This is a genomic window from Bacteriovorax sp. As-1, assembly GCF_058446905.1.
In genome coordinates this window covers 1,066,652-1,089,234 of the sequence record NZ_CP184341.1, presented here as the reverse complement: position 1 = coordinate 1,089,234, position 22,583 = coordinate 1,066,652, and the positions used below count along the sequence as shown (strand labels likewise).

Below are 22,583 nucleotides of genomic sequence, written 5' to 3'. Positions count from 1 at the left end.
TTATGCATTACCGCGATTTTGCCAGACAAGTTCTAGAAGGGGAGAGTTTAGAAGATAAACTACTTTCTTCAAAAGACATTATTCTGACTGAGCAGCTTCAAGATTATGAATTACCGCAAAACCCAGGGCGCACCAAGCGCCTTGAGTTCAATAACGAGCAGGTTAAATTCCCTCGAAGCGCAAGCTTTCACCTGGAAGATAAAAGAGGATTGGCCCTACATTTTTTTGCGAATCACGAGCTTCTGGCAATCGAAATGATGGCCGCAGCCCTGTTGCTCTATCCGGATACTGGCAAAGAAATGATCCAGTTTAAAAAAGGATTAATAAAGACCATTCAAGACGAACAAAAACATTTAAAAATGTATCTTGCGCGTATGAAGGAATTTGGAATTGAGTTAGGGGATTTCCCTCTCAATGACTTTTTCTGGCGTTCAATGGAGAAACTTAAAACTCCCTCACACTTTTATTCAGCCATGGCGATGACTTTTGAGTCGGCCAACTTAGATTTTGCTCAGTTTTATGAGCAGAGTTTTAAAGCGGTAGAGGACTTTAAGACGGCAGAGATTATGCGAGTGGTTTTAGAAGATGAAATCTCTCACGTGGCCCTTGGTGCTTACTGGTTAAATCAGTGGAGAGGAAACCAGGACCTATGGAACTATTATCGCACGCATCTGCCGGGAGTGATGACTCCGGCCCGCGCTAAAGGCATTCAATTTGATAAAGAAATCAGAAAGAAAGCAGGCCTTGACGACGCTTTTATCCAGTCGCTGGATGAGTTTAGAGATGAATTCAAAGTCACCAACCGCAAGAATTGGTAATGAAAACTTATAAAGTTGACCTGGATTATGAAGCCTCTCTTTTTGATCCTCGCTACGATGAAGGTTCAGCTTTTTCATTAAAAGTTATCAGAGAGTTTGAATATGTTTTTTTCCTTATTAATCAGGAAGCCTGTCACTTAAAAAACATCAAACAATATGATGATCATTATCTCAAACATTTAAAGTCTCTAGGGTTTAGTATTCCATCATTGACTCCAGATGAAAAAACATTCGATTACTGGTGGAGTCATCGCCACGAACGAAATTTAGAAAAAGAATTAAATTCTAAACTTACGTCAGTTGAAGTCGCAAAAGAAAGAGGATGGGGTTTTTGGCAGGGTAAAATAGCAGAGAGTGTGGAGGATGTTCTCTTTCATTTACAGACACACCCGAATATTAAACATTGGATTATTAAGCGACCGCATAGTTTTAGCGGTATTGGACATTATTACTTTTCTGTCGACCAGGTTAATGTTGAGACATTAAAAAAAATCCTGGTGGAAAAAATTTTATTGGAACCTGTTTATCAAAGAGTTTTTGATATCGGCACAACGTTTGTCATCCACAATGGAGAAATTAAACGCCAGTTTATGGTCGAGAATTTTAATTCGGAAAGTGGTGGGTTTAAAGGGGGAGCAGGGGCTTCCGATGTGGATAAATTCAAAAAATATATTCAGGAAAAATACCATTTTTCTTTAGATGAACTGGAAAAAATCACTCAGGAGATTGCCCAAGTTTATTTGAATAAAGGCGCTCTTTTTAATGTGCAGATTGACTCATTTATTTACCAGGAACAAGGACAGCTAAAACTCTATCCTCTAGTTGAAGTCAATTATCGCAAAACAATGGGACTAGTTATCCAGTCACTTGCTGACAAATATGCTGAAGCTCATCATATTGAATGGAAAGTGCTTTCTTCTAAAGAAGTAACCAATGAGATGGATTCCTGGGTTAAAGTTTCGCCAGAAGGGAATCATTTTAGAAGTTTTTACAAAGCTTTTTAAACAATGCCGACTTTATTAAAAGCTTCATCGACTTGAGAGGGAGCTGACTTATCAATGTATTTAAAAATCAGGATGACTTCAGTTCCTCTATTAGATTCTTCTGTTGATGACTGAATGCTAACCTCTCCATCAAAAAATCCATAAGCAATGATTCATGCGACTTCCATCTCAAATTTAAATTCAGATGAATTTTTTAAATCAATAGTCAGGTGAACAAACTTAGGCGATTGAATTTTGACCATGTCGTATCCGTAAGAAGACCTCGGGCCTTGATCCCACTTCGCGATCCAATCTGCCTCAGCTAAATGGGAGTTTAATTCTTTGATCTCGATTGATTGAATTTCAGAGTTGGTGGAAAATGCATGTCCTTCTTGGAAACTCCCAAGAAAGAAAGATAGATAAAAAAAGAATGAAAAGACCCATGACTTTCATGGGTCTATTTTCGGAAAAAAAAATTAAATATGTACTTAATTCATATATTTTTGATAGAGGGAAATTGTCAGGCTTCCTGCTTCTTCGAGAGAGCGGGCATAGATGACGATTCCATCTTCATGTCCATGCATACAAAAGACACCAGTGTCTTTGTTTTTAATGCATGCTTGAGTTGCATGGGCCATCTCAACTGTTCCGTAAGGAATACTTTCACAAGTAAAGTCTGACTTATCTTCAATCATTTTTTTCCAAATCTCGTTGGAATGAATGTGAAAGACAGCTGTGATGTTAGGGTTGGCTGCGTAGATAGCAGCGTGGGTAAGGGCTTCGCTGGAAGCTTCAATTGCTCCCATCATTTGAATTTTTAGTTGGTCAATTTGATAGTCGAGCACGCGTGTGTATTGAAGGCCATTGAGGTCAGCGTATTTTCCAGTTTGAGTACCAGTGATGACAAATTGGGGGTTTGTGCTTGAGTGATAACAGGAATAGTCTCGAAGTGTAGACATGTTTCCGAAACCGATATGCACTTCAGGGTACTCACCAATCAAGTTCATTTGATAGAGTTTTTTTCTCCAGTATTCAAGGGCCTCGTATTCATCGGCTAAAAGCGCCCCGCACTGGGAAAAATTTGACCGGTCGTACTTGATAACTCCATCATCTATGACTTTCATGAAAATCCTTTATAATTGTCTATATGCTTGAAAAACTTATCACAAATTTTAAAAAGAGTCTCCCTGAGCCACTACGCAAAAAATTAGGCGTGGCAAAAGAGGATGAGCAGGTCGAAGAGCAGGAAGAGGAAGAAGTTGAGGAGACGGAAGCCGAATCCGAAGCATCCCCTGAAGAAGACAAGAAAAAGAAGCAGATAAGCATGATTATCAGAGTCGTGATTATCCTGGTTTTGGGTTACTTGGCCCTGGATGAGTTTGTTCTAAAGCAAAATTCTTCTGAACCATCGGTCGAAGAACTTTTAGCAGCTGCGCCAAAAAAACCAAGAAGACCGAAAAAAGCAGAGGCGACTCAACCTACTGAAGCAACAGCACCGGCCGAGGGGACTACACCGGCAGAGGGAGCAGTTGCCGCAACGGATACTAAAGCCAATGCAACAGAAGAAGCTCCCATTGAAAATATTAATATTGCTCCAAAAGATGAGAGTACAGCTTCTTCATCATTAGATGTTCCAACATCAAATGAAGTTGTTGTTGATTCAAAACCTGTTGAGACAGGTGTGGATCAAAAGCTGGATCAATTGGTGAATAATTTTGAAAACACAACTGAGACTCCATCAACCGGACAGATGGAAGAAGTAAAAGTTCCTTCGATGGGAGGAGCTGATTCTGAAAAACAAGAAACTTCAATGGCCTCAAAAATTGTTGATGATGTAGCGGTTGAAACAGCACCTCCTGCTTATGATCAACTTGGACGTGGGCTTGTTTATAACTGTAAAGATAAGTACTGGGCCTGTGTCGATAAGCCGGCCTATGTTACATGTAACAAAAACATGAAGTGGAATAAGTCTAAGGGCAATTCTGCAGAGTGTGTAGTTCAAGCAATCTACAGTTCAGATGAAGACTGTGCAAAAGTACAGAAGTACAATGTGAGTACGAGCCAGGCAACGACTTTTTGTCAGAATTAAGCAGCGTCTTTCTTGAAATCTCCAGCGATAACCTGAAGAGTGAAGGTGTCTTCGTTTTTATTTTGCTCTTTCATCATACTAGTGATGAATTTCTCAACTAACATAGGGTCAAATTGAGTTCCGGCAAATTCACGAAGTTCAGCAAAGGCAACTTCAAAAGGAAGCCCTTTGCGGTATGGCCTTGTCGATGTCATGGCATCGAAAGTGTCAGCAATCAGAATGATTCTTGAAAATAGCGGGATGTCTTCACCTTTAAGCCCTTCCGGGTAGCCACGTCCATCGAAACGCTCGTGGTGGTATTTGGCATTGATCGCCATCTTCTCAAAAATAGGGAAGTCTTGAAGTATCTCGTATGACTTCGACGGGTGAAGCTTCATTTCCAAAAATTCTTCGTCTGTTAAACGCGAAGGTTTTTTTAAAACAGCATCAGGCACACCGATTTTTCCAATATCATGGAAAAGGGCCGAGACCTCTAGTTCATATAGTTCGTCTTCTGATAGTCCCATTTCTTTTCCTGCGGAAATACAGAAATAGGCCACGCGAAGCGAGTGTCCCCATGTATAGTCATCTTTACAACGAAGAGCACTTAATAAAGTTTTGATTGAAAGTTCGAAGAATTCTTTTTTGATAGATTTGATGGAAGGAGTAGATTTGATAGCATCTTCAATTGCACGTGAACGTGACAGCGCTTCTGCTTCGGCCTTAAGCTTTAGCTCACGCTTCTCTTTTAAAGCCGACAATTGAATTACATTGCTTTTCTTCGTCATTACTAGTTCCAGGTTCCCATCAAAAAAGGACTACCACTTTCATTTAGTATCGGTGAGAAAAGCCTGCGACTTTAGCAAGAAAGCTAATTTGACCAAAATACGCGGAGATATAAAATCTAAGGCTTCCGGCATCCGCCCTAAAAAGTAGGCAGAACATTTTTAAATATCGCTTTTTCCAGCCTTATTTTAAAATGTTAGAGACCCAAAGAAGCTTTAGGAGAATTATGCGAGAAATGGAATGCGTACGTCAGAATTCGGCGACAGATGAGTATATTAAGAAACTTTTAAAAGATGCAGACCTCTCGCCAAAATTCATCACTTGGGAAGATTCGCGAGTCTCAGCAAACTCGCCATTGCTTTTAATCGTAGATGAAGACCATATTGATGCTCTAATTGATGTGTGCGAAGAGCGCGATTTAAAGTTAGTTGTGGCCTTAAATACAAGAAAAGAATTTAAACTAGTGTCTCAGTTAAAAGATCACTTTGATAAAATTTTTGGTTTTATCGATCTTTCTCAAGAGATCAATTACAACACTCCTTTATTAAAAAATTATATTAATATGAATTTTTCTGATCATGCTGTGAAGCTCGATCAATTGGCCGCAGATTTAGATAAGGTTTATGAATTTACGAGAAGTGAGTTGACGAGAGTAAAAGACTTGCACGATCGTTTGGTGAAGGTGAGAGTTGACAGCTTAAAAGGCATCACTGTGACTAGTAAGTTTATGGCCGGAGAAAAAAGCGGTGGTGAATTTTTTGATATGATCCAGACGGACCATAATTTCCTTTTCATTCAGGCCGGAAGTGACAGTTATATCCTTTCATCTTTAATTCTCTCTGAGCTTGAAGTCTTAAAAAACTCAACTCCAACGACAGCTGTAAAAGCTCAAAGTGAACATTTTGAGAAAATGATCAATCACCATGCAAAGGAAAACAATGCAGAACTTAGTTACTGCATTATTAATATCGACCTGAAAACTCTTCAAGTTGATTGCCAGTTTAAAGGCAACGGCTCTCTTTTCTATCAGGGAGAGTTAATTGATTTCTCTGAGCCTGTGAAGTTAAAACTTAAGCCGGCCGAAAAGTTTTATCTCCTTTCAAGCGGAGCACTTAAAAATTTAAAAGAGCTTAATCCAAAGCTGTCTTTAAAGAGCTTCTATAAAGACAATAATGATAAAAACACTCGCGACCTTATTAATGAGTTTTTCTTTGAAGTTTCGCGAAACAAAGCAGGGAACTTTTTAATTTATGATGCCCTGATGAGTGTGATTGAAGTAGATCAGAAGACCCTTTATCAAATTTAGTGATCATCGCAGAAAAAAGAAAGGCTCCTGCGGGAGCCTTTCTTTTTTAAACAGATTTAAATGCTTGCTCTAAGTCATCAATCAAGTCTTGAACGTGTTCAATCCCAACTGATAATCTGATCAAGTTGTCCGAAAGACCAATCGATTCACGAACCTTCTTTGGAACAGAAGCGTGAGTCATGATCGCCGGGTGCTCAATTAAGCTCTCAACTCCACCTAAACTCTCTGCAAGGGCAAACAGCTTAACAGTCGATAAGAACTTCTTTGATTTCTTGATGTCACCTTTTAAGAAGAAAGTGATCATCCCACCAAAACCAAGCATCTGCTTTTTAGCGATTGCGTGTTGAGGGTGAGATTTTAGGCCAGGGTATACTACGCGCTCAACCTTAGGGTGTTTTTCTAAGTACTGAGCTACGGCCATTGCATTCTTCTCATGAGCGGCCATACGAATCGCCAGAGTTTTTACTCCGCGAAGAACTAGCCAAGAATCAAACGGAGACTGAGAAGGTCCGATTGAGTTTTGCAGTCGGAAAAGCTCTTTTCTGTGGTGATCGTCGTTTAACATAATACATCCACCAACAACATCGCTGTGTCCGTTGATATATTTTGTCATCGAGTGAAGAACAAAATCAGCTCCAAGAACTAGTGGGTTCTGGAAGATCGGGCTCATGAAAGTGTTATCTACAACAACGAGAGCTTTCACTTTTTTCGCCATTGTTGATACCGCCTGGATATCAGTGATTTTTAGAAGCGGGTTGGTTGGAGTTTCAAGCCAGATCATTGCCGGTTTGAAGTCTTTAATTTCTTTTTCAAGCTTCTTTAGGTCAGTTGTATCAACGAATCTGAAGTTGTGAGTGTGGTTGAATACAGTTGTAAAAAGTCTGTATGTTCCGCCATAAACGTCGTCACCGCAGATAATGTTTGATCCAGGAGGAAGTAAGTGCATCATCAGCATTTCAGCAGAAAGACCTGAAGCTGTTACACAGCAGTGTTTTGCTTGCTCAAGAGAAGCAAGACATTCTTCCAGACGTGTACGAGTAGGGTTGTGAGAACGTGTGTACTCATAACCTTTGTGAACGCCTGGAGACTCCTGAACGTATGTCGAAGTCTGGAAAATAGGAGGCATAATCGCGCCTGTTTCTTTATCCGGTTCCCCACCTACATGAATAGTTCTCGTTGCGATGTCGTGAACGATGTTTTTTGATTTTTTAGGAGCTGCCTTTTTTGTCATACGTTTTCTCTCTTAGCGATGAAATTTAAAATATCAATGTTAGTTAAAAGGTTTTTCAGTTTTCCACCTTCAGTAATCAGTACAACTTCTTTCTTTAGAAGAGAGTCCTGAACGTTAGCAAGAAGGTCGTTGATATCAACAACTCTGAAACCTTTGTTGTAAGCTAAACTTACGTTGTCAGTCAGCTTGAATTCTCCAGTGTAAAGCGGCTTCAGTAAGCTCGTTTCACTCACGACACCTTTAATGATATCTCCCTGGATAACTGGCAGCTGAGAAACACTCTTTTGCTCCATTAATTTTACAGCATCACCGATTGTTGCATGGTCAGTGATTGAGATTACTTCGTTTTTGTCTTTACCAAGATCTTTTAGAAGATCCCCGATAATAACGTTGAAAGAAGAATCGATGTAGCCTTTGCTCATCATCCACTCATCGTTATAGATTTTTGAAGCGTATCTGTTTCCTGAGTCTGGAAGGACTACCAGGATTTTTTTCGGCTCTTTTAAAGTCTTAGCGTATTTAATCGCTCCAACGACAGCAGCTCCACCAGATCCACCAGTGTAGATCCCTTCTTGTTTTAATAGAGCGCGAGTCATGAGGAATGATTCTTTATCGCCAACAACGACCCAGTCATCAATCACTTTGAAGTCATAGTTTTCTGGAATGAAGTCTTCTCCAATTCCTTCGATAACGTATGAACGAGCACCGCTTAGGTCTCCTGTGCGGGCGAACTGAGCAACGATTGATCCTTCAACGTCAACACCAACAGTTGTTAGTTTTGGCATTTTAGTTTTAAGGTACATTGAAACACCTGTGATTGTTCCCCCAGTACCAACTCCGGCCATATAAACATCGAAGTCACCTTTAGTTTGTTCGAAAATTTCCGGACCTGTCGTTGCCACGTGAGTTTCGCGGTTCCAAAGGTTGTCGTATTGGTTAACGTAGTACGAGTTTGGAATTGTTTCAGCAAGGCGCTTTGAAACTGAGTAGTATGATCTTGGATCTTCCGGCTCAACGTCAGTAGGGCACACCACAACTTTTGCTCCGAAAGCTTTCAGGTTGTTTACTTTTTCAACTGACTGCTTATCGGCCATAACGAAGATACATTTGTATCCGTTAACAGCGGCCCACATCGCAAGTCCCACACCAGTGTTTCCTGATGTCCCTTCGATGATTGTTCCACCTGGCTTTAGTTTTCCGGCCGCAATCGCGCGGTCCATGATAAACCCACCGATACGGTCTTTTGAAGATCCACCTGGGTTCATGAATTCTAGTTTTACGTAGATTTCTGACTCCACACCAGTTGTCACTTTGTTAAGTTTTACAATCGGTGTCCATCCAATGGCATCTAAGATGTTTTTCTTAGCTCCTGTCATCATAATATTTTCTCACTGTTTGTGATGGAACTCTTAAAAAAGAAGTTCCACGTTTTTAGTATTTCATTTCATTGTATAAATGCTCCACTGGAGCATTTATTCCATCACTTCTTTGATTTCATAAGCAGAGGCTAATGTTGATAGCCTCGCAATAACAGAGTAGACGGCTTCTTTCATCGTGTGATCTTGAGCTTCTTTCACAACTTCACTCATACACAGTTTTCTAAAAACCATTCCACGGCTGTTTAAGTTTCCAATATTGTCTTTTTCACCGTTGATTCTCATGAACCCACCAATCGACTGGCAATTAATAAGGTAGATTGTGATTTCTGCCGGCTTGTCATCGTATTTAATAATTGTCTCAACACCTTCTTGAACCAGAAGGGAAGTGAACTTGATTGAGTTTTTACCCACATCCATTTTGTTGCGGGTTTTGCGGTTCATGTTAATGATCTCTTCACCAGAAGACACAACTGAAATTCCCATTCCGTATGTCCCTTGAGAAGCTTTAACGAATACTTTTGATCCCGGAGGAAGTTCCGCAATGATTCCATCAACGGCAGCACCAAGTGTGTCTAATCCGCTTTTTTCCTCGAAGTCGACATGGTCAACGCCCACGAATCTTGCCTGGATTAAATTCGGGTCAATCCCGAAGTGTGCGCAGAATTCATCCGCCACTTGTTTGTAGTATTTGAAGTGAGTGTTTTTTTGTCTTCTAAACCATCCGATCTTCGGAGTTGGATTGATGAGAGTCTTAACTTCGTTCCAGTTAACTGGAAGCGGATTAGACTGATCGTTATTGCAGATAACGAAATCACATTTTTTTGTCAGGCCGTGGATTTCACCGTTTTCTAATTTAGCTTTTTCAATTGTCAGTGATGTTCCGTTTTGTGAAACCAGAGAAAGAGAATTGCTGCCTTCAAAAGGCGCTTCATCAAAAGTTAGAAAGATGACCTCGTAGCCAGAGTCTCTAACTAGTTGAGCAAGTTTAGTCAGGTGATCGAGATAGAAAAGATTTTTTGTATGCGATTCAGGAATGATCCCTACAACTTTTGCATCGGGAGCGATTTTAGAAATCGTATTTTTTACAATCACTGCTGCGTCTGCAAAATCCGCCGCACAGAGATTGTTAAATCCTGCAGGGTACATATTGTGATCGACTGGAGCGTATTTTGTTTTGCTCTCTCTTACATCGACACTTGAATAAAAGGGGATTGGTAAACCTTGCTTTTTATCGTGCAGGTATTGATTAACAATTTCGTAATTATTGAAAATAAAATTTTCAAATTCTTCTTTAGTGCTAATTTTGAATGCCATGAAACCTTCAGTGATATCAGGCCTTAAATTGTAAGGCCAGGCCCTTAACGTGCTCCAATGGAGAAGGACTATTTATTTCATGGAATTTTAGTACGTTTGTGAAGTTTTTACTAGCAAACTCAGCAAGCTTTGCCTCGCGAGTCACCATACCTGACTTTAGTTTTGAAAGTGGAGCATTTCCCGCGGGTTCCCAGGCATTCAAATACGGCGTTAGGCACTTATTGATAACTAGAAATAAGTCATCGTGAATAAAGTGTCCTGCCTGATCCTTTAGCCCCTGTGCTTCATTAATTTTCTGTTGCTCAACCGAAGTGACCAGAAACCAGTTGGAGAATGTCTCATTCTTTAACTCTTCCTGAAATTCCAGCGCATGCAGGAAAGAGTCGCGGCTTCTATAAAGAGCAAGGACAGCGTCAATGAATTCGCGAACAAATTCGGCACCCGTCACATCTTCGAGGTAACTTAAAAGTTTGTTTACACCAGTGGAGATAATCTTAGTGAAGATTCCCTGGCTTTTTGACGACCCACCGTGAATGCTCTTTCCGAGATACTCAAAGATTTCCAGGAATGATTTATCAAAGAAGTTTTTAATCTTCTCAGAAGACTCGAGGAAGTCGATAAAGTGTTTTCCCGGAGGAGTATCGAGGATAATCGTATCGTAGAGATTTTTTTTAATTTGATACTGAACTTCAATGATCGACATGATCTCATTCATTCCACCGTAAGGGCGAGAAAGGGTTTTAATGATTGTCGATTCAAATTCAGCTTCCAGCCCTTTTTCCACAGCAATACGCTTTAAAGTCGCTCCCGGCGACATCAGCATAGCATCAAAGGACTTATTTTTATCCTGTCCGAAAAGATCCAGGGTAATTGTGTTGATTACGCCATCATCTGTGTCCGGGAGGTTTAAAATTTGTTTTAATCTTTTGGCCGGGTCAATCGTGATGAGTAAAACTTTTCTTCCTTCTTCTGCCAGCGCAAGTGCCCTGGCCGTGGCCACCGTAGTTTTTCCCACGCCACCAGTTCCACAGAAGAGTTCAACTTTTTTCTGAGGGATATTGATCATAGAAAGGCCCCCATGTGAGGAGCGAGTTCTTCAATCACACCCACTTGCTCACTCTCATCAATATGTGGCAGAGACTTGATGTTTCCAATAATCTCTTTTTCCAGCTCAATTTTATTTTTTAAAAAATTTGGGAGGTCTTTTTCATCAATCTGATTGTCTTTTAAGTATTTCAGGTAGGAATCATTGACCATTAGTTCGACATTTAAATCAGGTCCATTACTGTTGGCCAGTTCATTCTGCAGGTCGCGGGCTTCATTGATAGCGAGCTCTGTGGCCAGGGAAACAATCAATGTTTTTAAGTGTCCTGGACGGCTTAAGAATGTGTGCATTTTCTCAATGTCTTTAACGATGAGACCTGCTCTAAAAATCTTTTTAAAGTTCGATGAAGACTCAAACATCGTCAGTGCGTGCCCTGAAGCCGGGGAGTCGAGAACGATTACTAGGTCAGGATTTTTATCTAATTCATCCAGGATATGCCCCAGTAGAATCATGTGGCCAAGGCCCGGGATCATTTGAAAAAGCGATTTAAAAAAATGCGTTTTCATAATCCATGAGGCGATGGTTTTCGAGTTGAGTTTTCTTCCGATATAAATTTCAGCAGAAGTATTGAGATCGATATCTAAAACCGGAAGAGCGAGCTTTTTCCAAAGCGATCTTTCCGGTTCTTGATAAAATGAATTGTATTTTACGTTATGGCCTGTGCTCTCAAGATGCTTGGTCATTGCCATGGCAAGTGACGTTTTTCCTACGCCGCCTTTACCTGTGAAAATGTAGAGTCTCTTTGGAGGTACTTTCATACTAGTTGAAAGTGTACATTCCAAGGATCAGAAGTTTCATATATGACCCTTCTAAGTCTGGAGCGTTTTCTTGTCTAACATCAAATGGGTCGTGGTAGTGAGCGATAACACCCACTGTGGCCTGGCTATTAAGTCTTAATTCAACTCCGGCACCAAGGTTCATCCCAAAGACCAGCTGCTCGCGAGTCTTCGTTAAAACGCCATTGATGTTTCTTGTTGCTGTCGGCTCATAGAACCCGAATCCACCAAGAACGAAAGGAGAGAAGGCGTCGAATTGGAATCCTTTACCTTTAATTGAAAGCGCGAGTCCTTTAATCGTTACGTCGCGGTTAAGATATTTGTGTTTTGACCAATGAAGGTTGGCCATAAAGTCAAAAGAGTAGCTGGCAGAGTAGTTGTAATAAAGATCAGGAGTGATCTTATCTGTCCCGTGGTCGTGGAAATCAGAGCGAAGAAACGTCTGACCTACACCAATACCAATAGAGTGCTTATTGATCTCATCTGGGATGCGAGAGTCGCTGGCAGAAGGAATGTTGTTGTTAACTTTTTTGGCACTTTCTTCGCCGGTAAGGACATGGATATTTGGCTTGATTTGTTTTTCCTGAGCTTGGGCGGGAGAAACAAAAACACCCGCCATAAAGACGGGTGTCATAAGAACTATTTTAAAAATGTTGTTTAGCATTAAGTACCTTTAGTTTAAGAGGGAACTAATGCTTAAATTTTAGTTTAAAGTAGTTGTAGTTTCAATAGCAGAGTTTTCATTGTTCATGAAAGGTGCTTTGAACTCAGAAACTTCACCACCAAGCTTCTTTTCTAGAGCTTTGATGTGTCCTGTGAAAGTTCCTTCTTCTGAGCGGATTACACGCTTAAGAAGTTCAACATCTCCAGCTCTTGTTGATTTTTTCTCTTGATCAAAAAGAAGTTGGATTTGAGTGATGTAAGTGATGTCATTCTTAGTTTTGTTGTCGATAACTTGGATTTCGTTACCTTCACGAATGATCTGTGCGATCTCTTCTAGAGTCACGTAACAGCTCTGGTGAGTGTCATAAAGTTTTCTGTTTTGGTAACGCTTAATGATTCTTACGTCGCTCATACTAATTTCCCCTATTTTATCGAGAACCTTTTTAACTTGGTTCTCAGAATATTGGTTTTAAGGCTTTATGCCGTAAACTTTCTATCACAAAACAAAAGTACAGAATCTCGGTTTCGCAATATTAAGTACTTTTTTCACTAAACCTTTAGACTACCTTTTTTTCTTTTGAAAATCAGGTACTTATGGTGCATTCCAAACGAAATGGTGCCCTCCTAAGGCTTAGCGAGCCAAGAAATAACAACATTGATTTGATGCTGTCAAACATTTCCCAAACAATTTTTGCTGTTCTTTTTAAATTTTTTTAATAATGCAATTAAATCAAGTATTAGGAGTGCTGCGAAAAAATGGCCGCTTTGCTTCTAAATCCTAGTTTTATTTAAAGCTCATGGGGGCAGAAGTCGATGAAGTTTCGAGGGAGATTATTTCCTCGACTGCGATGGATAACAGCCTATGCGCACTTTAAAATTTTCACTTTTAGCAATTCTTTTAACATTCATTTCATGTTCACAGATGACGTATTCTCCTAAGGGCGAAGCGTATAAAGAAATTAAATTTAATCCCACTGCAGAACTTGGAATTAAGAATGGCGAGTTAAAAGAGATGGTGGAGAGTGCTCTTAAAGTTGGAGGAAAAGCTCCAGAGTATCTGGCCACTGATTTATTCATCAAAGGAAACGATGCTTCGATTCGCGGAGATTTTCAAACCGCGGGAATTATCTTTAGATCTGTCAGTGAGCTGCAGCCCGATGATCTTTATGTAAAAAGAAAACTAGCCTATGAACTTATTCGTTCAGCAAAAGAGCCGGACTTAAAAGAAGCAGAAAAAATCCTGGAAACTGTATTTAAAAAAACAGACTCTAAGGACGAAACAGTCGGTCTTATTTTAGGAAGTGTTCATTCTTCATTGGAAAAAACCAAAGAAGCCCGCGCTGTTTATCAGCGCCTGTTAGCGGTTAATCCTAAATCAGAAGAGGCGTGTCTCTATCTTACGCGTTCTTATGTGGCAGATAAAATGTATAAAGAAGCGCACTCGCTTTTAAGCAGCTGTGAAAAACGCTCACCTGATAGTCCGGTCTTTTCATTTTTTCGTGGAAGAATGGAGTATGACAGAGGAAATAAAGCAGTTGCTCAAACTCACTTTGAAAAATCATTGAAAATTGACCCGACATACTCGCAAGCAGCAATGGCGATTGGTGCACTTTATGAAGAAAAGGAGCAATTTGCTAAAGCGCTTAAAGTTTATAAGAAGTTTGTGGATAATGAAGAAAACGCCGGCAATACTCAGGTGCTCTCACGCATGGTGACGGTAATGTTCTCAATGGAAAAAACAGCAGAGGTTCTTCCTTATGCTGAGACATTGGTTTCTTTAGACAATACAGACCTGAACTTAAAGGTTCGTCTGGGATTATTGTACTCAGATATGGAACGTTATGACGAAGCGGCCAAACTCTTTAAAGATGTTTTAGAAGTTGTGCCAGAATCAGATAAAGTTCTTTACTATCTTGGGGCACTTCATCAGCAAACAAACCAGCCGGCAGAAGCGATGATATACTTCAAGCGCATCGGCGCAAGCAGTCCACTGTTTGGCGACGCTGGACTTCAAGTCGGACAAATTATGGGCGTGCGTGCCCGCGAAGAATTTGTTCAAGGAAAAGTTGATTCAATGAAACTCTTTAATCAATTCGTTGATGGAAGAGTGAAAGAGAATCCGGAAATGACGATGGAGCTTAAAATGCTTCAGGCGAGTTTCTTTGAAGACACTTTCCAATACAAAAATGCGATTGCCACTTTATCGTCTTTAAAAGAACACAAGAATTTCACAGAAAGCCACAGCTACTACCTGGCTTCGATCATGGAAAAAGACGGACAGTATAATGAAGCTAGAAAATTAGTACAGGTGATTGTAGACAAAGATCCAAACAATGCTCACGCGCTTAACTTCTTAGGTTACTCATACCTGGAAAGAAAAGAAAAAATGGATGTGGCCTTCGAATATATTTCGAAAGCTGTTTCATTAAGACCTGATGACGGGTATATTAGAGACTCACTTGCATGGTATTTTTACCAGACAGGAAAATATCACGAAGCTTTAGCAGAGGCGAGAAAGGCCATCGAGTTAGTCAAAGGTGATCCCACGATCACGAAGCACCTCGGAATGATTTATCAGCGTCTGCACAATTATGATAAAGCAAAAATGTACCTGACAGAAGCACTGAAGAGCGCTCAGGCAAAAGCAGAGAGAGAAGACGTATTAAGACTTTTAGAAGACGTGGAGAAAAGCAGATTACCGGCCTCTATTCCTTAGGGCGCAGTTGTCTTTTATTTTCTTTGTTAGTTCTTCTAGTTTCTTGTGCAACGGAAACTCCTAAATCAGCGGCTGATTTTCAAACCGAATTCCAAAAAATTTGTGTAGAGGGAAGTGGAAATGGACGCATCGAGCTTTTATCCACTAAACATATTTTTTCTTACGAATCTCAGATTTCACGAAAAGAAAACAGGTTCGATTTAGTGTTAGATTTTCCAGTCATCGGAGAGAGAGAGCTTGCGTTATCTCTCGATCCTGAATTTGTAAATCGCACGATTAAAAATTCTGAGATTACTGAGCTTTTAAAAGATCAACTAGGCGAGCGAACTGACAAAGCAAAAATAGCCAAGAGCATTGAAGAGTTCTTTGTTTTTGCTTCTGATTTCATGCGCTTCAAAGCAGCGAAAGTTTACCCTAAACATTTTTCGGCCAGCTTTTCTGACAATCATTTCATCATGGAGCGCACTACACCTTCATATAGATTTGTTGTTGATAACTCGGTATCTAACCAAAAATTCTATGAGAGAGTCGTCTTTAAAATCTTCGTAAAAGACCTCTCAAATGATCCCATTTTGACACTGTTTTTAGTCCCAAAAGAATGCGACATGTAAGTATTGTGACGCATTAAAAAAAAATCCCAAAAAAAATGACAAATGCAGAGAATCATAGATATAAATAAAAGTCCGACCATTTTATTTTGTTAATCGAGGATTTTTAAATGAAAATGCGAAACATCTTATTGGCCCTAACTGTTGCTGCAGCGACTGCATTAACTGGCTGTGCAAAAAAACAAGACGCGAGTGAACGCGTTCTTAACATCGTGAGCCCTGCTGAAATTAAAGGTTACGATCCGATTATGTCGGACGATCTTTATTCTGGTAGAGAGATCGCAAAAATCTATGAAGGCTTACTAGCATATCATTACCTAAAAATGCCGTATGAGCTAATTCCAAACCTTGCTGAAGCAATGCCGGAAGTTTCAAAAGATGGTATCACTTACACTTTCAAAATTAGAAAAGGCGTTCTATTCCAAGACGACGCAGCTTTCCCTAATGGAAAAGGAAGAGAAGTAGAAGCTTCTGACTTCGTTTACTCAATCAAGCGTCTTGCTGATTCAAAAAACCAAGCAAGCGGATGGTGGATCCTTGATGGAAAACTAAAAGGTCTAAACGAGTGGCGCGATAAAAACGCTAACCTTCCAGCGACTAACTACGATGAAGAAGTTGAAGGTCTAAAAGCTCTAGACAAATATACACTTCAATTCAAACTAGCGAAGCCATTCCCACAATTCCTATACTCTCTAGCAATGGGATTCACTTCTGTAGTTTCTAAAGAAGTAGTAGCGAAGTACGGAAAAGAGTTCATCAACCACCCGGTTGGAACTGGACCATACGTTCTTCCAAAATTCGACCAAGGTAAACGTATCGTTTACACAAAGAACCCAACTTTCAGAGAAAAACTATATCCAAGCGACGCTTCTCCAGAGTACCAAAATCTTCTTGGCGACGCTGGAAAGAAACTTCCACTTGTTGATAAAGTCATCGTACACGTAATGGTTGAATCTCAACCAGCATGGTTAAAGTTCAACAAAGGTGAAATCGATTACTTTGGTGTTCCAAAAGACAACTTCGCAACAGCGGTAAAAGACAACAAGATCTCTGGTGAGCTTGCTGATAAAGGAATCGTTCTTACGATCTCTCCACAGCTTGACGTTACATACACAAGCTTTAACTACGACAACAAGCTTTTCCACAACACGAACTTAAGAAGAGCTATGTACCTTGCTTACGACGAAGCAAAAGCTAACGAACTATTCTATAACAATACAGCTTTCCCAGCTCAATCAATCGTTCCTCCTGGAATTGCTGGTAACGACCCAGCTTACAAAAACCAGTGGAAAGGACCAAACATTGAACTAGCTAAGAAGACTCTTGCTCTAGCAGGATACCCAGAAGGTAAAGGTCTTCCAGAAATCGTTTACGACATTCCAGATTCAACAACATCTCGTCAGATGGGTGAATACTTCCAAAAGCAAATGGAGCAAATCGGAATCAAGATCAAGATCTCTGCTTCTCCATGGCCAGAATTCCAAGCTAAGCTTAAGAAGAGATCGGGACAAATGTTCGGTATCGCATGGGGAGCAGATTACCCAGATGCTGAGAACTTCCTACAACTTTTCTACGGACCAAACTCAGCACCAGGTGCTAACAGCTCGAACTACAACGATCCAAAGTTCAACAAAGAATTCGAGCAAGCTGTGATGATGCAAGATTCTCCAGCGAGAACTGCTCTATACGAAAAACTAAACAAGTACATTGCTGAAGAAGTAGTAAGCTTATTCGGTGTTCACCGTCAGGCGTACACTCTTCAACAATCATGGTTAAGAAACTACCGTGCATCTGATCTTCACCACGACAATGTTCAGTACTTGAACCTTGATACGGCTAAAAAAGAAGAGATGGCTAAAAAGTTTTAATCTCAAATAGGTTTAATAAGAAATGAATTTGTACTCTTACATTCTACGCAGGCTCCTATATGTCATCCCAGTACTACTGGGAGTCTGCTTAATTATTTTTGTTATCTTTAACGTTGTAGCTCCTGATCCAGCGTTTATCCTTTTAGGAAAGCACGCAACTCACGAGCAGATCGCCCAACTTCACCACGAGCTTGGAATGGACCGCCCTTTTTGGGAGCAGTACCTTTCAATCGTAAGATCAGCTTTCACATTTGACTTTGGTTATTCATGGTCATCTAAGCAGCAAATTTGGGAAATGATCAAGGCCGGAGCAGGTCCGTCACTATCGATCACTGTTCCACTCTTCATCATCGTTAACATCGTATCTATTTCAACAGCGCTACTTGTTTCTTTCTACCGCGGAAAGATGCTGGATAAGACAGTTCTTATCCTTTCTATCGCGATGATGAGTATTCCAAGTTTAGCGTATATCCTTTTTGGTCAGTGGTATTTCGCTTACACGCTTGGATGGTTTGAAATCTCAGGGTACGAAGCAGGGTTTCCAAACTTCATTCCTTATACAATCCTTCCAGTTCTTCTTTATATTGCTATCAGTTGGGGACCAGACACAAGATTCTACCGTTCAGTTATTCTGGACGAAGTTTATCAGGACTATGTTCGTACAGCGCGTGCTAAGGGCGTGGGCGAACTAAGCATCATGTTCAAGCACGTATTAAAGAACGCGATGATCCCGATTTTAACTTATGTAATTATCCAGATTCCTTTCCTTATCCTAGGGCTCTTACTTGCTGAAGCTTTCTTCAGTATTCCAGGACTAGGTGGGATTACAATTAAAGCAATCAACACGAGTGATTTCCCGGTCATTAAAGCTATGACGATCTTAAGTGCGGTAGGGTTTATCATTTTCGGTGTTATCACAGACGTTCTATACACTGTGGTTGACCCGCGTATGAGATTGAAATAGGACGAGAAGAATGACGACAGATACTAAGACAATTGCACTAGAAGTTCCTGTAACAAAAAATAAAGCATCCAAGTCCCTGTGGCAGCATGCTTTCTCTACAATCGTTAAAGACAAGCTTGCTCTTGTTTCTTTGATCATTGTTGGGTTTTACTTTTTAATCGCTCTTTTAACTTTCCTTGGCGTCATCGCCAGCAACTGGGGAGTTGAGGTAGGTCCTTCTTACGCACCACCAGGTGCAGAATACATTTTCGGAACAGACATTTTCGGAAGAAGCGTTTTTTTAAAGATGGTTAAAGGAGCTGAAACGGCCGTTGCCATCGGTTTAGCGACTTCTTTCATCGCTTTATTTATCGGAACAACTCTTGGAGCTCTTGCTGGTTATTTCGGTGGGATCGTTGATGAAATCATCGTTTGGTTTTACACTACATTCTCATCAATCCCATTCATCATGCTTCTGGTTGCGATCGCTTTCATCATGGGGAAGGGAACGTCGACAGTATTTATCTCTCTCGGGGTTACGAGTTGGGTAGGTCTGTGCCGTATCGTCCGCGGTGAGGTAATGAAGCACAAAGACCGCGAGTACTCTCAAGCGGCAAACGCTTTAGGTGCTGGTCACACAAGAAAAATTTTCAAGCATATTTTACCGAACATCACTCACGTTCTTATCATCAACTTCTCGCTGACTTTTGAAGCGGCGATTAAATCTGAAGTTATTCTTTCTTACCTGGGGCTTGGAGTTCAAGGACGTCCAAGCTGGGGAACAATGATTGACGACTCGAAACTGGAGCTTGCTCGTGGAGTGTGGTGGCAGCTAGGTGCTGCAACTCTGGCAATGTTCTTTATCGTTCTTGCTTTTAACATTCTTGGAGACGCTCTTCGCGATGCTCTTGATCCAAAACTGAAAGGGAAATAAAAATGACTGAAAAAGTCTTAGAAGTAAAAGACCTGGTCGTTGAGTTTAAGACTGACCGTGGAACGATTAAAGCGGTTAACGGTGTAAACTTTGACGTATTCAAAGGAAAAACTGTAGGGATCGTAGGAGAGTCTGGATCAGGTAAATCTGTTTCTGCTCTAGCGATCATGGGACTTATCCCAAATCCTCCAGGGCGCGTAGCAAGTGGACAAATTCTTTTTAAAGGAAAGAGTTTAGTCAACATGGACGCTAGTGAAATGAGAAAAATCCGCGGTAACAAAATCGCGATGATTTTCCAGGAGCCAATGACTTCGCTTAACCCGGTATTCACTATCGGAAACCAGATCGAAGAAGTTATTGAACTTCACCAACCTCAATTATCTAAAAAAGAAAGAGAAGCAAAAGCTGTCGATATGCTACGCCTTGTAGGGATTCCTTCTCCTGAAAAGAGAGTTAAAGAATACCCTCACCAACTTTCAGGTGGGATGAGACAAAGGGTTATGATCGCTATCGCGCTTTCATGTGAGCCAGATGTTCTTATCGCTGATGAGCCGACAACTGCTCTGGACGTAACAATTCAGGCACAGATTCTTGAGCTAATGAAAAAGCTGCAAAAAGAACTGGGAATGGGGATCATCCTGATCACTCACGATCTGGGGGTCGTTGCTGAAACATGTGATACAGTTGCAGTTATGTACTGTGGTCAGATCGTTGAGACGGCCGACGTAAAAACATTATTTAATCACCCGAGACATCCATATACGAGAGGATTGATGAACTCGATTCCTTCTTTTGACTCTACTAAGAGTCAGAGAAAAGAAAGACTTCAAACAATCGAAGGAATGGTTCCATCTCTGTTTGATTTACCTGCAGGATGTAATTTCCAGGATCGTTGTTCAAGTGTAACTGAACACTGTCGTGGGTCTCAAGGTGAACCAACACTAAGAGACATGGAAGCAGGCCACTTAGCGGCTTGTTTTAACCCTCTAAAGCAATTTTAAGGTAAAGGTCTATGAGCGAATATTTATTAGAAGTAAAAAACTTAACGAAAGTTTTCCCGATCAAGGGTGGACTTTTAGGGCGTGAAGTTGGGGCCGTGAGAGCGGTTAATGACATCAGCTTTAAAATTAAAAAAGGTGAAACTCTTGGTTTAGTAGGGGAGTCTGGATGTGGAAAGACGACTCTGGGAAGATCAATTCTAAGATTGATTGAGCCAACTTCGGGTGAAATCATTTTCGATGGAAAGAACATCGAGAAAGCATCTCCAGCTGAAATGAGAGCGATCAGAAGAAAAATGCAAATCATTTTCCAAGACCCATACGCTTCATTAAATCCGCGTATGACTATTGGAGATATCCTTGCTGAGCCAATGGATATCCATGATCTACACACAGATAAAGCAGCAAGAAAAGCTCGTCTTCTTCAATTGCTTGCTCAAGTTCAACTTCCAGCAGACGCTCTTAATAAATACCCGCACGAGTTCTCTGGTGGACAGAGACAACGTATCTGTATCGCTCGCGCTCTTGCAGTTGAACCTGAATTCATTGTTTGCGATGAGCCGGTTTCTGCTCTGGACGTTTCTGTTCAAGCTCAGGTTGTAAACCTGTTAATGGATCTACAAAAAGAATTAGGTTTAACATACCTTTTCATCGCTCACGATCTTAAGGTTGTTGAGTATATTTCAAATCGTGTAGCCGTAATGTATTTAGGAAACATGGTAGAAGTTGCTGAGTCTAGCGAACTATATGGGGATGCAAAACACCCTTATACTAAAGCATTATTCTCGGCCATTCCTCATCCTAGTACGGATAAGAGACCGGATCGCATTATCCTTGAAGGAGACATCCCAAGCCCGATGAATCCACCACAAGGATGTCATTTCAACCCAAGATGTTGGAATGCCACGGATGTTTGTCGTCAAACTTTTCCAAGCGTGACTCAACATTCTGGAACACATATGTACCGTTGCTACAATCCGATTAGTAAGTAAAAGTTCATTTAGTTTAATAGGTCTAATCCAATAGAACTACAGTCCAAAGCCTCAGGTATTCTGAGGCTGCTTCGAACTCTTAAAATCAAAAAATAAAAATGCTCTGCTTGAGCATTTTTTCGAAGCTTTTGTCTAAAATATGTCAATGATTTTCATTTTGTTCCGAAAAGCTTTAGAGGGAAAACCCTCTAAAATTAAGGGAAAAAATGAACTTCAATTTTAAACTCATCAGAAATGAAATGCTCGCACCTGGAGATATTTTTTGGCAGAAAAAATCTGGTCAAAACTTACTCGTTTCAAAAAAAGGTGACGCCATCAATTTCGAGTTAATTAAAAAACTCGAGGCCGCACAACATACACTCACAATTGAAAATTTAATCGATCCAGATGTTCGTCATGAGTTTGAAGCAGTTTACGAAAAATACTGCTCTGAAGTTTTAATGAGAGACAAGATCAAGTGGCGTGAGCAGTTGATTGAACTACTACGAGTAGAATTCATCGAAAAAGAAAAAGAACAATTTGAACTTAATATGCTGGCGTGGAAATTCTTCTCCAAGTTTTCAACTGAAGAGGGAATTGCTTTTATGGAAAGAGACAGCGAGCTTTTCAAAAGACACTTAAGTGTCGCAAGCTCTTATGCCTTCTGCGCTTTTCTTCTTGGTTATTACGAATCAGATTTTCTCTCTAGGCTCTTCTCTTCAACCCTCGAGAGTTTGATGCATTTAGGAGAAAGCGTAAACGTGATGAGCTTAAAAGAGAAGCTGGATTACTTATCATTCCAGGAAAGTTTTCTTCCTGAAGATTTTGAAGTGATGAAAGAAATCGCTTCAGATGATGTGTTAACAAAAAGTGTGTTGTTTGAAAAATATGATGGGTCAGGAATTCGCAATATTAATTCACGCGAGATGAGTGATTTGGAAATTGTAATGGTGGCCTTAAATAGTTCTTACGGCTTTAAAAAGTGTCTTGATAAGAATGTGCTTTTGGCAATTGATTGCGGCGATTTTAAATGCGAAGGGAAGACCCAAAGGCTTTTAAAACGCGTGCTCATGAAAAAAGAAAGAACGGCAGATGTAGCCGCTTAAAAGGGATAAG

Annotated in this window: 21 protein-coding genes; 12 read left to right on the top strand and 9 right to left on the bottom strand. The window is 40.5% G+C overall.

What is annotated here, in order from left to right; translation table 11 throughout:
* The first annotated feature begins 2 nt into the window (after positions 1-2).
* Positions 3-818, top strand: coding sequence for a ferritin-like domain-containing protein (locus tag ACN20O_RS05505; protein ID WP_491637978.1), 816 nt, complete (start codon positions 3-5; stop codon positions 816-818).
* Positions 818-1,822 (top strand): hypothetical protein, encoded by a 1,005-nt coding sequence (locus ACN20O_RS05500; RefSeq protein WP_491637976.1) that lies wholly within the window; start codon positions 818-820, stop codon positions 1,820-1,822. The genes ACN20O_RS05505 and ACN20O_RS05500 overlap by 1 nt, the downstream gene beginning before the upstream one ends.
* A 467-nt stretch (positions 1,823-2,289) precedes the next feature.
* On the opposite strand, the gene ACN20O_RS05495 is transcribed toward ACN20O_RS05500, so the two are convergent.
* On the bottom strand, positions 2,290-2,925 hold the full coding sequence (locus ACN20O_RS05495; protein WP_491637974.1) for a class II aldolase/adducin family protein: 636 nt from the start codon (positions 2,923-2,925) through the stop codon (positions 2,290-2,292).
* A 23-nt stretch (positions 2,926-2,948) separates the two neighbouring features.
* Between ACN20O_RS05495 and ACN20O_RS05490 the strand changes: the two genes are divergently transcribed.
* Complete coding sequence (locus ACN20O_RS05490) at positions 2,949-3,890, top strand: hypothetical protein (RefSeq protein ID WP_491637972.1); 942 nt, start codon at positions 2,949-2,951, stop codon at positions 3,888-3,890.
* On the opposite strand, the gene ACN20O_RS05485 is transcribed toward ACN20O_RS05490, so the two are convergent.
* On the bottom strand, positions 3,887-4,657 hold the full coding sequence (locus tag ACN20O_RS05485; RefSeq protein WP_491637970.1) for an HD-GYP domain-containing protein: 771 nt from the start codon (positions 4,655-4,657) through the stop codon (positions 3,887-3,889). The genes ACN20O_RS05490 and ACN20O_RS05485 overlap by 4 nt on opposite strands.
* A 233-nt stretch (positions 4,658-4,890) precedes the next feature.
* Between ACN20O_RS05485 and ACN20O_RS05480 the strand changes: the two genes are divergently transcribed.
* Positions 4,891-5,961 (top strand): hypothetical protein, encoded by a 1,071-nt coding sequence (locus ACN20O_RS05480; protein WP_491637967.1) that lies wholly within the window; start codon positions 4,891-4,893, stop codon positions 5,959-5,961.
* Between the two features lie 46 nt (positions 5,962-6,007).
* Here ACN20O_RS05480 and ACN20O_RS05475 read toward each other — a convergent pair whose 3' ends face one another.
* From ACN20O_RS05475 to ACN20O_RS05445, 7 genes are all read right to left on the bottom strand, one after another.
* A complete protein-coding gene (locus ACN20O_RS05475; protein ID WP_491637965.1) occupies positions 6,008-7,192 on the bottom strand; it encodes a trans-sulfuration enzyme family protein in 1,185 nt (394 codons plus the stop codon).
* Positions 7,189-8,571 (bottom strand): pyridoxal-phosphate dependent enzyme, encoded by a 1,383-nt coding sequence (locus ACN20O_RS05470; RefSeq protein ID WP_491637963.1) that lies wholly within the window; start codon positions 8,569-8,571, stop codon positions 7,189-7,191. The genes ACN20O_RS05475 and ACN20O_RS05470 overlap by 4 nt, the downstream gene beginning before the upstream one ends.
* A gap of 93 nt (positions 8,572-8,664) precedes the next feature.
* Positions 8,665-9,885, bottom strand: a complete 1,221-nt coding sequence (gene gshA, locus ACN20O_RS05465) for a glutamate--cysteine ligase (protein WP_491637961.1) — start codon at positions 9,883-9,885, stop codon at positions 8,665-8,667.
* A 16-nt stretch (positions 9,886-9,901) separates the two neighbouring features.
* Positions 9,902-10,951, bottom strand: a complete 1,050-nt coding sequence (locus tag ACN20O_RS05460; protein WP_491637959.1) for an ArsA family ATPase — start codon at positions 10,949-10,951, stop codon at positions 9,902-9,904.
* A complete protein-coding gene (locus ACN20O_RS05455) occupies positions 10,948-11,748 on the bottom strand; it encodes an ArsA-related P-loop ATPase (protein WP_491637957.1) in 801 nt (266 codons plus the stop codon). Before ACN20O_RS05455 ends, ACN20O_RS05460 begins: the two co-directional genes overlap by 4 nt.
* A gap of 1 nt (position 11,749) precedes the next feature.
* Complete coding sequence (locus ACN20O_RS05450; RefSeq protein ID WP_491637955.1) at positions 11,750-12,400, bottom strand: hypothetical protein; 651 nt, start codon at positions 12,398-12,400, stop codon at positions 11,750-11,752.
* A gap of 69 nt (positions 12,401-12,469) precedes the next feature.
* Positions 12,470-12,841 (bottom strand): polyhydroxyalkanoate synthesis regulator DNA-binding domain-containing protein, encoded by a 372-nt coding sequence (locus ACN20O_RS05445; protein ID WP_102244914.1) that lies wholly within the window; start codon positions 12,839-12,841, stop codon positions 12,470-12,472.
* A gap of 450 nt (positions 12,842-13,291) precedes the next feature.
* On the opposite strand from ACN20O_RS05445, the gene ACN20O_RS05440 reads away from it, so the two are divergent.
* The 8 genes from ACN20O_RS05440 (at position 13,292) to ACN20O_RS05405 (ending at position 22,573) form a co-directional block, all read left to right on the top strand.
* Complete coding sequence (locus ACN20O_RS05440) at positions 13,292-15,145, top strand: tetratricopeptide repeat protein (RefSeq protein WP_491637953.1); 1,854 nt, start codon at positions 13,292-13,294, stop codon at positions 15,143-15,145.
* 23 nt (positions 15,146-15,168) lie between these two features.
* The gene (locus tag ACN20O_RS05435) at positions 15,169-15,756 is read left to right on the top strand and encodes a hypothetical protein (RefSeq protein ID WP_491637951.1); all 588 of its coding nucleotides are present in this window, start codon (positions 15,169-15,171) and stop codon (positions 15,754-15,756) included.
* A gap of 107 nt (positions 15,757-15,863) precedes the next feature.
* Positions 15,864-17,621, top strand: coding sequence for an ABC transporter substrate-binding protein (locus ACN20O_RS05430; RefSeq protein WP_491637949.1), 1,758 nt, complete (start codon positions 15,864-15,866; stop codon positions 17,619-17,621).
* A gap of 22 nt (positions 17,622-17,643) precedes the next feature.
* Positions 17,644-18,585, top strand: a complete 942-nt coding sequence (locus ACN20O_RS05425) for an ABC transporter permease (protein ID WP_491637947.1) — start codon at positions 17,644-17,646, stop codon at positions 18,583-18,585.
* Between the two features lie 10 nt (positions 18,586-18,595).
* A complete protein-coding gene (locus ACN20O_RS05420) occupies positions 18,596-19,498 on the top strand; it encodes an ABC transporter permease (protein WP_491637945.1) in 903 nt (300 codons plus the stop codon).
* Positions 19,495-20,499: an ABC transporter ATP-binding protein gene (locus ACN20O_RS05415; protein ID WP_491639262.1), complete on the top strand. Its 1,005-nt coding sequence runs from the start codon at positions 19,495-19,497 to the stop codon at positions 20,497-20,499. The genes ACN20O_RS05420 and ACN20O_RS05415 overlap by 4 nt, the downstream gene beginning before the upstream one ends.
* Positions 20,500-20,510: 11 nt before the next feature.
* A complete protein-coding gene (locus ACN20O_RS05410) occupies positions 20,511-21,488 on the top strand; it encodes an ABC transporter ATP-binding protein (RefSeq protein ID WP_491637943.1) in 978 nt (325 codons plus the stop codon).
* Between the two features lie 206 nt (positions 21,489-21,694).
* Entirely contained in the window at positions 21,695-22,573 is an 879-nt protein-coding gene (locus ACN20O_RS05405; protein WP_491637941.1) for a hypothetical protein, read from the top strand.
* Positions 22,574-22,583 lie beyond the last annotated feature (10 nt).